The organism is Marinobacterium maritimum, from assembly GCF_039523155.1.
In the GTDB taxonomy this organism is placed as follows: domain Bacteria; phylum Pseudomonadota; class Gammaproteobacteria; order Pseudomonadales; family Balneatricaceae; genus Marinobacterium; species Marinobacterium maritimum.
The window spans coordinates 167,722-180,684 of record NZ_BAAAET010000002.1 but is presented as its reverse complement, the minus strand read 5'-3'; the positions used below and the strand labels follow the sequence as shown (position 1 = coordinate 180,684).

12 protein-coding genes are annotated in these 12,963 nt (G+C 59.5%); all 12 read right to left on the bottom strand.

Annotated features, from left to right (window positions below; translation table 11 throughout):
• Positions 1-208: hypothetical protein (locus tag ABD013_RS07195; RefSeq protein ID WP_343804368.1), on the bottom strand; the 208-nt coding region annotated here is incomplete at its 3' end.
• Between the two features lie 3 nt (positions 209-211).
• Positions 212-988, bottom strand: coding sequence for a ParA family protein (locus tag ABD013_RS07190; protein ID WP_343804366.1), 777 nt, complete (start codon positions 986-988; stop codon positions 212-214).
• Between the two features lie 36 nt (positions 989-1,024).
• The gene (locus tag ABD013_RS07185; RefSeq protein ID WP_343804364.1) at positions 1,025-2,245 is read right to left on the bottom strand and encodes a protein-glutamate methylesterase/protein-glutamine glutaminase; all 1,221 of its coding nucleotides are present in this window, start codon (positions 2,243-2,245) and stop codon (positions 1,025-1,027) included.
• A gap of 27 nt (positions 2,246-2,272) precedes the next feature.
• Positions 2,273-4,396 carry a chemotaxis protein CheA gene (locus ABD013_RS07180; RefSeq protein WP_343804362.1) on the bottom strand — a complete coding sequence of 708 codons (2,124 nt, stop codon included), beginning with the start codon at positions 4,394-4,396 and terminating at the stop codon, positions 2,273-2,275.
• Positions 4,397-4,408: 12 nt separating this feature from the next.
• Positions 4,409-5,248 carry a protein phosphatase CheZ gene (locus ABD013_RS07175; RefSeq protein ID WP_343804360.1) on the bottom strand — a complete coding sequence of 280 codons (840 nt, stop codon included), beginning with the start codon at positions 5,246-5,248 and terminating at the stop codon, positions 4,409-4,411.
• 21 nt (positions 5,249-5,269) lie between these two features.
• Complete coding sequence (gene cheY / locus ABD013_RS07170) at positions 5,270-5,656, bottom strand: chemotaxis response regulator CheY (RefSeq protein WP_425543396.1); 387 nt, start codon at positions 5,654-5,656, stop codon at positions 5,270-5,272.
• 60 nt (positions 5,657-5,716) lie between these two features.
• Entirely contained in the window at positions 5,717-6,427 is a 711-nt protein-coding gene (locus ABD013_RS07165) for an RNA polymerase sigma factor FliA (protein ID WP_343804358.1), read from the bottom strand.
• A gap of 11 nt (positions 6,428-6,438) precedes the next feature.
• A complete protein-coding gene (locus ABD013_RS07160) occupies positions 6,439-7,263 on the bottom strand; it encodes a MinD/ParA family protein (RefSeq protein ID WP_343804356.1) in 825 nt (274 codons plus the stop codon).
• A 10-nt stretch (positions 7,264-7,273) separates the two neighbouring features.
• Positions 7,274-8,743 carry a flagellar biosynthesis GTPase FlhF gene (flhF, locus tag ABD013_RS07155; protein WP_343804354.1) on the bottom strand — a complete coding sequence of 490 codons (1,470 nt, stop codon included), beginning with the start codon at positions 8,741-8,743 and terminating at the stop codon, positions 7,274-7,276.
• 33 nt (positions 8,744-8,776) lie between these two features.
• Complete coding sequence (flhA, locus tag ABD013_RS07150; RefSeq protein ID WP_343804352.1) at positions 8,777-10,888, bottom strand: flagellar biosynthesis protein FlhA; 2,112 nt, start codon at positions 10,886-10,888, stop codon at positions 8,777-8,779.
• 143 nt (positions 10,889-11,031) lie between these two features.
• Positions 11,032-12,177 carry a flagellar biosynthesis protein FlhB gene (gene flhB / locus ABD013_RS07145; protein ID WP_343804350.1) on the bottom strand — a complete coding sequence of 382 codons (1,146 nt, stop codon included), beginning with the start codon at positions 12,175-12,177 and terminating at the stop codon, positions 11,032-11,034.
• Entirely contained in the window at positions 12,178-12,957 is a 780-nt protein-coding gene (fliR, locus tag ABD013_RS07140) for a flagellar biosynthetic protein FliR (RefSeq protein ID WP_343804348.1), read from the bottom strand.
• Between the last annotated feature and the right edge of the window lie 6 nt (positions 12,958-12,963).

Here is a 12,963-nt window from a genome sequence, read left to right as displayed (position 1 = left end):
CAGCAGTCATCGTGTCCGCAATCAGCGGCGCTGTCGACTCCTCAACCACCAAATCTTCATCCAGCGCTCCCGAAACCGGCTGTTCACTGGCGGCAGCTTCGGTTTCGATGATATCCAGTCCAGCCTCAGGCGTTGCCATATCGTCCGGCAAAGAGTCCTGCAACAGCGCTTCCAGATATTCGTATACGACTTGCTTCTGATCCGCCATCGATCACTCCTGTTCTCGCGGTTCCAGCAGGCTGCGCAGCAGGCGAGCATAGGCATGCACCCCTCGGCTGCCCGCATCGAGTGACGAGGGCACCAGCCCCTTGAGACTGGCATTTCTGAATTTGGTATCCACGGGCACTACAGCATTGGACAGGTTTTCCGGGTAGTGCGTGTGCAGTTCCCGAAGACTGTTCACCGATGCCTGGGTCCGGCGGTCGTAGAAAGTGGGCACAATGGTAAACGGCAACTTGTTCTTGCGCGCCCGGTTGATCATATGAATGGTACGAACCATCCGCTCCAGCCCCTTGAGCGCCAGGAATTCGGTTTGTACCGGTACCACCAGATGATTGCAGGCCGCCAGTGCATTGACCATCAACACCCCCAGTACCGGCGGACTATCGATCAGCACATAGTCGTACTCGGCCTGCAGATGGCGCAACGCCTTGGCTACCTGTAGTCCCATGCCTTCCTGGGCAACCGCCTTGCGCTCCAGCGTCGCCAATGCCGTGGCGGCAGGAATCAGCTTGATACTGTCGTGGCTGGTATCAAGTATCAACTCACTCACCCGTTCGGCGTCAACACGGGTTTGACTGAACAGATCATAGACACTGCGTTCCAGCTCATCGGGGTCATAACGGAAGTAGCTGGTCATCGAGCCATGAGGGTCGAGATCTACCAGCAATACGCGGTAACCGACTTCAGCCAAAAGCCCGGCCAGAGAGATTGCCGTGGTGGTTTTGCCCACACCGCCCTTCTGGTTTGCAACTGCCCATACCTGCATCTGTTTCTGGTCCTGTTCTCTCTGCGAAGGTACGACTTAACGCAACCCGCGCTGTGCCAGCAGCGGTCCTACATCGTCAAGCTCGAGGATGGCATCGGCCAAGCCTGCGTTCACGACCGCCTGAGGCATCCCGTAAATGGTGCAACTGTCACGGTTCTGCGCCCACATGGATGCTCCCGCCTGCTTCAACAGGCGAGCGCCGTCACAGCCATCGGACCCCATGCCGGTCAAAATGACGCCCAGCACCTTGTTGCCGTAGGTCTTGGCGGCCGAGGCATAAGTCACATCCACGCTGGGCTTGTAGGTCAGGCGCTCGTCACCGGTCAGAATCCGCACTTTATCCTTCTGCCGTGGATCCAGCATCATCTGCAGCCCCCCGGGGGCCAACAGAGCCAGCCCCGGCTCCAGACGGTCACCATCTTCAGCTTCCCTGACTCGGATCTGACACTGCTGGTTGAGCCGCTCAGCGAACACCTGGGTGAAGGTTTTGGGCATGTGCTGCACCAACAGCACCGGATAAGGGTAGTTGGCCGGCAATTGGGTCAGCACCTTCTGCAGCGCCGCCGGACCGCCGGTAGAGGCACCGATCACCACCAGCTTGCAGTCGGGAAACTGGACTCGGGAAGCCGGCGTGGTTGCCGGATCACCCGCAACCGAAGGCCGTGCCGGTGCCGCAGCGGCTGGCGCCGGTCGCCGAGTTTCAGCACTGGCTGCCCGTGGAGTGGACGTAACCGAAGGGCGGGCCGGCGTCTGAGGCCGGCGCGACGGTGCCGTGTCATCTGGACGGAACACCATCGTCGTGCCTTTCTGCTCGCGCCCCGGCCAGGAGCGTTCCAGCACACTGCTTTGCCGGAATCGACGGGTACGCCCAAGTGCGACCAGACGGTCGATCAGCTGGGCGCGTACCCCGCTGTTCTTGTCCATCCAGGCCCGGATATCCTTGGGCAGATAGTCGGCGGCACCAGCCTCCAGCGCCTGCAACGTCACCCGCGCCCCCTCATGAGTCAGCGAGGACAACATCAGAACATTGGTCGGCGCTTCGCGCATAATGATGCGTACCGCTTCGATGCCGTTCATCTGCGGCATCTCCACATCCATGGTCACCACATCGGGCTTCAGTCGCTTGACCTGATCGACCGCCTCCCTGCCGTTGACCGCTGTACCGACCACCTGCAGTCTGGGGTCATCCTGGAGCATCTCCTCGATGCGATGACGAAAAAAGCCCGAATCATCGACTATCAGCACTTTAACCGGCATAAAGATCCCTCATCTACGCCTGTCGCTTCAGGTCGATGCGTAATATTTCAACAAATTCGGTATATCAATGATCAGCGCGATACGGCCATCACCGGTAATGGTGGCACCGGACAAGCCCGGCGTACCGTGCAAAATGCTGCCCAGCGGCTTGATCACCACCTCTTCCTGGCCTACCAGCTGGTCGACTACGAAACCGACCCGGGTGGTACCCACACTGACAATCACCACATGGCCCTGGCTCGGCAGCTCGGCACCCGCCTGTCCCTGTACCAGCCAGCGCTTGAGGTGGAACAGAGGCAGCGCCTGATCACGCACGATGATCACCTGCTGGCCGTCGACGATATTGGTCTTGGTCAGGTCCAGGTTGAAGATCTCATTGACGTTGACCAGCGGCAGCGCGAATGCCTGGCCTTCCAGCATCACCATCAGCGTCGGCATGATCGCCAGAGTCAGTGGTACCTGAATCGCAATCCGGGTACCCTGGCCGAGAATGGAATCGATGCTGAGCGTGCCGTTAAGCTGGGTGATCTTGGTCTTGACCACGTCCATGCCCACACCGCGTCCGGACACATCAGAGACCTCGGTCTTGGTGGAGAAGCCGGCCTGGAAGATCAGGTTGAAACATTCCTGGTCAGTCAGGCGGCGAGCTGCTTCCACATCCATCATGCCGCGCTTGACCGCCAGGTTGCGCAGCACTTCCGGATCCATACCGGCGCCGTCATCCTGAATGATCAGCAGGATGTGATCACCTTCCTGCTCGGCGGACAACAGCACATGACCCTCACGGGGCTTACCGATGGCAGCACGCTTGTCCGGCGCTTCGATGCCGTGGTCGACGGCGTTGCGTACCAGGTGGATCAGCGGATCGGCCAGCGCTTCGACCAGGTTCTTGTCCAGGTCGGTTTCTTCACCGCGCAGCTCCAGACGCACCTCTTTCTTCAGGTTGCGCGACAGGTCGCGGATCAGGCGCGGGAAGCGGCCAAACACCTTCTTCACCGGCTGCATGCGCGTTTTCATCACCGAGGTCTGCAGGTCGGCAGTGACCATGTCCAGAGTACCCAGCGCCTTGGCCATCTCCTCGTCTTCACGGGTGCCGCCCAGGCGCACCAGACGGTTACGCACCAGTACCAGTTCGCCGACCATGTTCATGATCTTGTCCAGCAGGCGGGTATCGACACGCACATTGCTCTCGGCAGCCGGCTTGCTCGCTGAGGGTTTGGTCTTGGTTTCCTTGCTCTCGGTATGCTCTTCCACAATCGGGGCCAGGGCCGGGGCCGGGGCTGCTACCGGCGCCGGTGCACTTACCCGAGGCTCAGCCGGCACAGGAGCCGCCGGCTTGGCCGCTTCCGCCGTCGGGTGCTGCAGGTGCGCAAAGGCCCCTTCACCCGCCGACTGGAGTTCGTCCAGCAAGGCTTCGAATTCGTCATCGGTAATCAGCTCGCCACCACCGCTCGCCGCTGCAACAGGGGCTTCGGCCTCGACGTCTGTCGCGCCGACACCCGGTCCCTTCCCGGGACCATGGAGTTCATCCAGCAGGGCTTCGAACTCATCTTCGGTGATCAGGTCATCGCCTGCAGCGCCCTCAGGCGCGCTGTCGGCCGGTGCCTGGGCATGGCTACCCGCAAGATCCCCCAACAGCATTTCAAAATCATCCATCGGGGTATTGGGATTTGCCGGGGTTTCAGCAACGACCGACTCGGGTGCTGCCGGGGGCGGCTCAGCCGGAGCGGGTGCCGGCGTCACCGGCGCAGGCGCAGGCGCACCACCTTCAGCGAAATTTACCAGTGCCTGCAGCAGAGCCGGTGACGCATGATCGGGCTCTTCCCCGGCGCGCACGGACTCGAACATGGCATTGATGGCATCCAGCGCCTGCAGTACCACATCCATCAGCTCTGAGCTGACGCTCAACTCGCCATTGCGCAGCAAGTCAAACAGGTTCTCTGCCTTGTGGCAGCATTCCACCATTGCATCCAGTTGCAGGAAGCCTGCGCCCCCTTTAACCGTATGGAACCCGCGGAAGATTGCATTCAGCAGGTCCTTGTCATCGGGACGCTGTTCCAGATCGACGAGCTGCTCAGACAGCTGCTCCAGTATCTCTCCGGCTTCTACGAGAAAATCTTCCAGAATTTCCTGATCGACATCCAAACTCATCGCGAGCTCCTATCAAAATCCCAGGCTGGACAGCAGGTCATCAACATCGTCCTGGTTACACACCGCATCCTGATTTCCATTCGGCAGCTGGGGGCCTTCCGCCTGAATAGGATTCTTTTCTTTACCCTTGGCAGCAGGTGTCGAGGACTCAGCCTCCGCGCTGTCGGCTTCAGCCAGCACAGGTACGGCTTCCAGGCTGCTCAACTGTTCAACCTTGGCCGCCATATCCATCAACTTGACCAGCTGACCTTCCACCTGGGTCACCAGCGTAATCACACGGCGTATCAACTGTCCGGTGATATCCTGCACGCCCTGAGACACCAGGATATCGGTCAATGTCGTGCGCAGCTCGGTAATGGTTTGTTCCGACTGGTTTTTTAGTTCACAGGTACGGTCATAGGTGCCGTTAAGGGCCTCAAAATCCCCCTCCAGCTGCCCTACCAGTAACAGCAACTCCTTGAAACGCTCACTCTGCTGGTCCAGCTTATCCACCAGACTCAGGGAACGGTCCACCCGGTCCATGGTCTCGTGTGCATTTTTTTCCGTCAGTTCAATAACATAACCCAGCCGATCAGAGGCATCACCGATCGCCGCCAGGCTTTCGTCCCCCTCGGCGGGCATCTTCTCGCCCATATCGCTGGAGAAGGCCTTGATCGCTTCGTGCAAGCCGCGCGTCAGATGACCGACTTCGTTGTAAAACACCTGGTGGCGGGCGAACTGAAGTTCATTGATCAACCCCATCGCCGCAGGCAGGTTGCCGGCTTCAAGCTCGGTCACCAGCGTACGGGCACGGTCACGCAGAAACTCGTCGAAGCCGTTGAAATCCACTTTACTGGCCGTTTGCGCTGCCATCGGAACCCTCCGCTAATGCTGTCAGCTTTCGATACGTTCAAAGATCTTGTCGATCTTTTCCTTCAGCACAGCAGCGGTAAAGGGTTTCACTACATAGCCGTTGACGCCGGCCTGAGCCGCCGCGATGATCTGCTCGCGCTTGGCTTCAGCGGTAACCATCAGCACCGGAATATGGGCCAAGGCTGCATCCGCACGCACCGTCTTGAGCAGGTCGATACCGGTCATTTCAGGCATGTTCCAGTCCGTAATCAGGAACTCCACATTGCCCTGCTTAAGGATCGGCAGCGCAGTCTTGCCGTCATCCGCTTCATCGACATTGGTAAACCCAAGGTCACGCAACAGATTCTTGATGATGCGCCTCATCGTAGAGAAATCATCTACTACAAGTATTTTGATGTCTTTCTTCAAGACACTTCCCCCAATTCAGAAAACATCTCCAAACGATACTCTGGCCAGCCGGTCATACGCTCAACACCAGTCCCGCAATCGCCCGCGAAGCCGAAGCGCCGCCTGGCTGTGGATCTGACTGACCCGCGACTCACTGACGCCCAGCACCTGGCCGATCTCCTTGAGATTCAGCTCTTCATCATAATACAGTGACAGCACCAGGCGCTCCCGTTCGGGCAGCGCACCGATCGCCCGCGCCAGCGCCTGCTTGAAACCGTCGCTTTCCAGCATCTGCCGCGGATCCGGCTCGGTCGAGGTAAACTGTTCCGTTGGCGCCTCGTCCGTCGCTTCAGTCAGTTGATCATAACTGAACAAGCGGCTGTCGACCGAGTCCTGCAGCAACGACTGGTATTCCGCGATACCGATACCCATTTCGGCCGCGACCTCGCTGTCGCTGGCATCCCGCCCGGTGCGATGTTCTACCTGCGCGATCGCCTCACTGATACGGCGACCATTACGATGCACCGAACGCGGCGTCCAGTCTCCCCGGCGCACCTCATCGATGATGGCACCGCGAATGCGAATCCCTGCATAGGTCTCGAAGCTGGCGCCCTTGCCGGCATCATAGCGGCTGGCGGCTTCCAGTAACCCCATCATGCCGGCCTGAATCAGATCATCCAGCACAACATGGCTGGGCAGGCGCGCCATCAGGTGATGCGCGATCCGTCGCACCAGCGGGGTATACTCCTGGATCAGCTCCTGACCTGATTTAAACTCCACTACGTTGTACATATATGCTTCTTTCAGGGTAGGCGCGCGCCCTGCACGAGCCGTTCAACAAAGAATTCCAGATGTCCTCTGGGGCTATTGCTAACCGGCCAGCTGTCGACCTTGTTGGCCAGCTGTCGATAGGCCAGCGCGGCCTTTTCCTTGGGTGCCGCCCTGAGCACAGCCCTTTGCTTTTGTACGGCTTTGCGAACCGATTCATCATAAGGTATTGAGCCAACGTATTGAAGCGTCACATCCAGAAATCTGTCTGTAACCGTCAACAGTTTATTGAACATGCTCCGTCCCTCGGTATCCGTTCTGACCATATTGGCCAGCACCCGGAACCTTGTCATCTGGTAATCCCGGTTCAGCAGCTTGATCAACGCATAGGCGTCGGTGATCGAGGTCGGCTCGTCACAGACTACCACCAGCACTTCCTGCGCAGCCCGAACAAAGCTGACCACCGAGTCGGAGATACCGGCGGCGGTATCGATCACCAGCACGTCCAGGTCATCAGCGATGTCGTTGAAGGCGTGGATCAGCTCGGCATGCTCATGCGCACTCAGCGCCGTCATCTCCTGAGTACCTGAAGCGGCCGGCACGATCCAGAAATTATCGCCTGCCGACACCATTACCTCGCGCAGCGAACAGCGCCCGGCCAGTACATCAGCGATGTTCTGTTGCGGCCGCAGCCCCAGCATCACATCCACATTGGCCAAGCCGAGGTCGGCATCCATCAGCACCACCCGGCGCCCCATTTCACTCAGTCCAACCGACAGGTTAACCGACACGCTGGTCTTGCCGACGCCGCCCTTGCCTCCGGTTACCGCGATCACCTTGACGGGATGGGTCTGCTTCATCAACTACTCCTTATCCCGTCCCGAACAGCGAATCATCGATATCCAGGCCGATATCGGGGCGCGCACTACGCTGTGCGATAACGACCGTACGGCTGACCAGATCATTCCGCTGGGCGATGCCGATATCGTCAGGAATCTTCTGACCATCGGTGACATAGGCGATCGGCAACTGCTTCTCGACCACCAGCGTCAGCGCCTCACCCAGGCTACCGGATTCGTCGGTCTTGCTCAGTACGCATCCCTGCAGCCCCAGCTCGGCATAATTGTCATAGGCACTGCGCATCAGCTGCAGCTGGCTGGAACAGGATAGTACCAACAATTTCTTCAATCGCAGGGTGACCCCGGACAACATCTGCTTCTGTAGCTGGCCCTGAGGGTCGGATGCGTTCATACCGGCGGTATCGATCAGCACTAAGCGCTTGTTCCTGAGGCCTTGCAGCACCTCTTCCAGGCTGTGGTTCTCATCCACCACCCGGACCGGCACATCCAGAATACGGCCAAAGGTCTTCAACTGCTCATGGGCGGCGATACGGAAACAGTCCGTCGTCACCAGCGCCACGCTGGAGCTGCCGTGCTGCAGTACATACCGCGCCGCCAGCTTGCCGATGGTCGTGGTCTTGCCAACCCCGGTGGGGCCGACGAACATGATCATGCCGCCTCGTTCGATCAACTCCTCGCCCAATACCGGCAAGGAATCCGCCAGCCTCGCCAGCACGTTGCGCCAGGCATCATCGACCGTCAGTTCGGGTTCGACACCGTTCATCAACTGACGCACCAGCGCTGTGCCCAGTCCCAGCTGTTGCAGCCGTTTGGCGACCTGGCGATGCGAGGGTTCGGCTTCATGCAGGGTCGATTCGGCCACCGGCTCGGCACGCTGCTGCAGCATCCGACGCAGCTCCTCGATCTCCTGCTGCATGTTACGCAGCGCGGGATCTTCCTCCGGCACCATCGGCTCAGAGTCGAACACCGGCTCCCGGCGCGCGGGGGCTGGCCGATAGGCTTCCGCCGACGGAGACGGCAGCGGTTCAGACGGAGCGCCCCGGCGCCGATTGCGTGCCTTCAGCGACTCCAGAATGGAGCGCAGATCTTCGTCATCTTCATCATTGATCTGACGATTGACGTTACGATCGGCCCGCACCTCGGGCTCAGCCATGCGCCGGCTGGCCTCGGCGATGCGGGCACGCGTCTTGTTCAGCTCCTCTTCCAGCGCGGCGTTACGGCTGGCCTGCTCGGACTGATGCGAGTGTGATCCGGTCAGGATGCGAATCTGCTCCTCGCGACGATCAGGAGCGGGGCGCGCCGCACGGGTGCGCTTGAGCTCGGCCTGCGCCGCCTCATACTCATCTTCCCGTGCCGCCACCACCTCGACACCACCAGCGACGCGGTGATTGGAGATAATGACCGCGTCGGGACCGATCTCTTCTCGAACCCGACGCATGGCCTGACGCATATCCGGTGCAAAGATACGTTTAACTTTCATATCCTTCCCTTATCGGCCGCCTGTCGCCAAACCCTAGCCATTTTGCCCACCCACTGTGGCTACGATGGTGACTTTCTTGTTTTCAGGAATCTCCTGATAGGAGAGTACATGAATCTGGTGTTCGCCATAACGGACAAATTTTGCCATCAGCGGGCGCACCGGTGCCGCAACCAGCAAGACCGAAGGCTTGCCGGCCATCTCCTGGCGCTGTGCCGTTTCGGCCAACGAGCGCTGCAGCCGCTCGGCCATACCCGGCTCCAGCACCAGCCCTTCATCCCCCTGCCCCTGCTGCATGGAGCCCAACAACATCTGCTCCAGCTGAGGCTCCAGCGTGATCACCGCCAACTCCGGCTCCGAACCATTGATGGTCTGCACAATCAGGCGTGACAATGCCACCCGCACCGCCGCGGTCAAGGCCAGCGGATCCTGGGTACGCTGCACCGCTTCCGCCAGCGCCTCGGCAATGGAACGGAAGTCCTTCAACGGTACCTGTTCCATCAGCAGGTTCTGCAGTACCTTGAGCAATGCACTGATCGACAGTTTCTTCGGAATCAGCTCTTCGACCAGCTTGGGTGACGACTTGGTCAACAGATCGAGCAGCTGCTGTACTTCCTCATGCCCCAGCAGCTCATGCGAATGAGTCTGCAGCACCTGGTTGATATGCGTTGCCACCACAGTACTGGCATCCACCACCGTGTAGCCCAGGGTCTGCGCATGTTCCTTGTGACTTTTCTCGATCCAGACCGCATCCAGCCCGAACGCCGGGTCCTTGACGCTGATACCGTTCAGATCGCCGAACACCTGGCCCGGGTTGATCGCCAGTTCCCGATCCGGATAGATCTCGGCCTCCCCGGCGATCACCCCCATCAGGGTGATGCGGTAGGCCCCCGGCAGCAGGTCCAGGTTGTCACGAATATGCACCGAAGGCACCAGGAACCCCAGGTCCTGCGACAGTTTCTTGCGCACTCCCTTGATCCGTCCCAGTAACTGACCACCCTGCATCTTGTCCACCATCGGGATCAACCGGTAACCGACCTCCAGGCCGATCATGTCCACCGGCATTACATCATCCCAACCCAGCTCTTTCTGCTCTTCCGCGGGCTGTTCGGTTTCAACCGTCTGCTGCTTCTCGGCCGCTTCAGCCGCCTCGACCTGGCGCTGCATTTCACGCTGTTTGATCCACCAGGCACCACCCGCCGCCGCTGCCGCCAGACCAATGAAGGCAACATGCGGCATGCCCGGCACGATGCCCATGATGAACAGTATGGCAGCCGCCACACTCAGTGCACGCGGTGACGAGAACATCTGACGGAACACCTGAGTGCCCATCGCCTCCGACGAGTTGGCACGCGTCACCATCACCGCCGCCGCCGTGGACAGCAGCAGCGACGGAATCTGTGCCACCAGGCCATCACCGATGGTCAGCAGCGAGTAGTACTGCAGTGCCATGTCAAAGTTGAGGCCGTGCTGAACCATACCAATACCCAACCCGCCCAGCAGGTTGATCACCAGGATCAGGATACCGGCGACGGCGTCACCGCGGACAAACTTGGACGCACCGTCCATGGCACCGTAGAAGTCGGCCTCCTGGGTTACTTCACGGCGGCGATCACGCGCCTCATCCTGATTGATCAGACCTGCATTAAGGTCAGCATCGATCGCCATCTGCTTACCCGGCATCGCATCCAGGGTAAAGCGGGCACTGACTTCGGAGATACGACCGGCACCCTTGGTGACCACCACGAAGTTGATGATCACCAGGATCAGGAACACCACGATACCGACCACGTAGTTGCCGCCGACCACCACATCACCGAAGGCCTCAATCACCTTACCGGCAGCATCCCCGCCTTCATGGCCGAACAGCAGCACCACACGGGTCGAAGCCACGTTCAGCGCCAGGCGCAGCAGAGTAGCGGCCAGCAGGATGGTCGGGAATACGGCAAAATCCAGCGGCCTCAGCGCGTAGATGCTGACCAGCAGCACCACGATCGACAGGGCGATATTGAAGGTAAAGAAGACGTCAAGCAGGAAGGCAGGCATGGGCAGGGTCACCATGCCCAAAATCACCAGCAGCAAAAGGGGAATCCCCAGATTCCCCTGTGTCAGGCCACGGACGTTATTCAGGATGGCATCCCGCTCCACACTTCCTCCAAACCGTCAAAAAAACAATAAAAAAGAACCCGACCAGCTATTTTCCGATTAAGCCGGCATTAATAACGGTGCAGCTGATGTTTTTTTGACATTTCACACGCGTATAAAGAAAGACCATGCAAGAAATCCGCCAACTATTCCTCAGCATCGCGACGGAACTCTTCCGGAATCTCAAGATCGTCGTCGCGAAGGGGGGCCGGAGCCTCCTCAAGGCGCTGTTTGTAGCGTTTGAGCTGGAAGACATAGGCCAGCACCTGGGCCACCGATTGGTAGAGGCCGGCCGGAATTTCGTCGCCGATTTCAGTGGCGTGATAGAGCGCACGCGCCAGCGGCGGTGCCGACAGCAGGGGAACATCATGCTCTTCGGCCACTTCACGAATCTTCAATGCCACGAAGTCCGCCCCCTTTGCGACCACTCGCGGCGCACCTCCGCCCTGCTGGTCATACTTGAGTGCTACCGCATAATGCGTCGGGTTGGTAATCACCACGTCCGCCTCGGGCACCTCCGTCATCATTTTTCGCTGAGCGATCTCGCGCTGCAGCTGACGGATACGTCCTTTCACCTCAGGCTTGCCCTCGGTGTTCTTCATCTCGTCCTTGACCTCCTGCATCGTCATCTTCAGCTTCTTGTTGTAGTCGTAGAGCTGGAAGGGCACATCGATCAACGAGATGATGATCAGCGACAGACTCATCACCAGAAAGGACCAGCCGATAATCTGCAATGAGTGAGCGATTGCCGGTTCCACCGCCTCCCGCGCCAGAGCGATCAGGTCAGGCTGATCGAGCCACAGCACCATGATGGCAAAGGTGCCCACCAGCAGGAACTTGGCTAGTCCCTTGAACAGCTCGATCAGCGCCTTGAGCGAGAACATCCGCTTGATACCGCTCAGCGGGTTGATGCGACTCCCCTTGGGCGCCACTGACTTGCCACTGAAGTTCCACCCCCCCAGAGCGATGGGGCTGAGCAGAGCAGCCAGCAGGGTCAGCAGGTAGAACCCCCAGAGACTGAAAAAACCTTCATAGAGCGCTTCGCCGAGATGGGTGAACATCCTTGAGGGATCGAATATATCCTGGCGGTCCAGCGTGAAGCTTTCCGTCATGATATCGATCATGCTGCCCGCCACCTGGCTGCCGAAAAGCAGGGCCGAGGCCGCCGCGGCCAACAGCAGCGCGGTGGCCGACAACTCCCGTGAGCGGGGTATATCGCCCTTTTCCCGCGCCTCCTTGAGGCGCTTGGCCGTTGGTTCTTCGGTTTTTTCCTGGCCAGTTTCTTCTGCCATCTAGCCCCCCACTGTCAACAGGCCGGCAATGATATCCAGCCACTCAGTGGCAAACACCTGATAATGACTGAAAAAGCCGGACAGGCTGGCCCAGACGATGAATATCCCCATCAGCATGGTGAACGGAAAGCCGATGGCAAAGATGTTCAGCTGAGGCGCCGCCTTGGTCATGATACCGAAAGCGAAGTTGACCACCAGCAGCGCCGTCACCGCCGGCAGCGCCATCAACAAGGCCGCCATGAACAGCCAGCCACCGGACAGGGCCATCTGCCACAGGGTAGCCTGGCTGAGGCTGCCGCTCCCCACCGGGAGCACATGGAAGCTCTGCGCCAGAATTTCGATCAGCACCAGATGGCCATCCATGCCCAGGAACAGCATCATCACCAGCATCAGGTAGATCTGGGCCACAATCACTACACTGACACCATTGGCCGGGTCAGTCATGGACGCGAAGCCGAGACCCATCTGCATCGCCATCATCTGGCCACCGGCAACGAAACTCTGCAACAGGATATTGGCCGAAAAGCCGAGCAAACTGCCGATCAGCACCTGCTGCGCGATCAGAACCCAGCTCTGCAGCGACAGGCTGTCGAACTCCGGCATCGGAGGCAGCACCGGCACCAGCAGTACGGTGACCGCCAGCGCCAGACCGAGACGCAGGCGCGTCGGCAACATCTGGGTACCGATGATCGGCATCGCCATGAAGAAGGACATGACCCTGAACAGGGGCCAGAGGAAGGCGTTAACCCAGTGCTCGACCTGAAGCAGGCTGATCTCCATGGCCAG

Excerpts from the sequence above, each read along its gene's own strand:
- ABD013_RS07175 (WP_343804360.1), bottom strand. The coding sequence starts at position 5,248 with ATGGCAGCGCAAACGGCCAGTAAAGTGGATTTCAACGGCTTCGACGAG.
- ABD013_RS07180 (WP_343804362.1), bottom strand. The coding sequence starts at position 4,396 with ATGAGTTTGGATGTCGATCAGGAAATTCTGGAAGATTTTCTCGTAGAA.
- ABD013_RS07190 (WP_343804366.1), bottom strand. The coding sequence starts at position 988 with ATGCAGGTATGGGCAGTTGCAAACCAGAAGGGCGGTGTGGGCAAAACC.
- ABD013_RS07185 (WP_343804364.1), bottom strand. The coding sequence starts at position 2,245 with ATGCCGGTTAAAGTGCTGATAGTCGATGATTCGGGCTTTTTTCGTCAT.
- fliR (WP_343804348.1), bottom strand. The coding sequence starts at position 12,957 with ATGGAGATCAGCCTGCTTCAGGTCGAGCACTGGGTTAACGCCTTCCTC.
- flhB (WP_343804350.1), bottom strand. The coding sequence starts at position 12,177 with ATGGCAGAAGAAACTGGCCAGGAAAAAACCGAAGAACCAACGGCCAAG.
- ABD013_RS07160 (WP_343804356.1), bottom strand. The coding sequence starts at position 7,263 with ATGAAGCAGACCCATCCCGTCAAGGTGATCGCGGTAACCGGAGGCAAG.
- ABD013_RS07165 (WP_343804358.1), bottom strand. The coding sequence starts at position 6,427 with ATGTACAACGTAGTGGAGTTTAAATCAGGTCAGGAGCTGATCCAGGAG.
- flhF (WP_343804354.1), bottom strand. The coding sequence starts at position 8,743 with ATGAAAGTTAAACGTATCTTTGCACCGGATATGCGTCAGGCCATGCGT.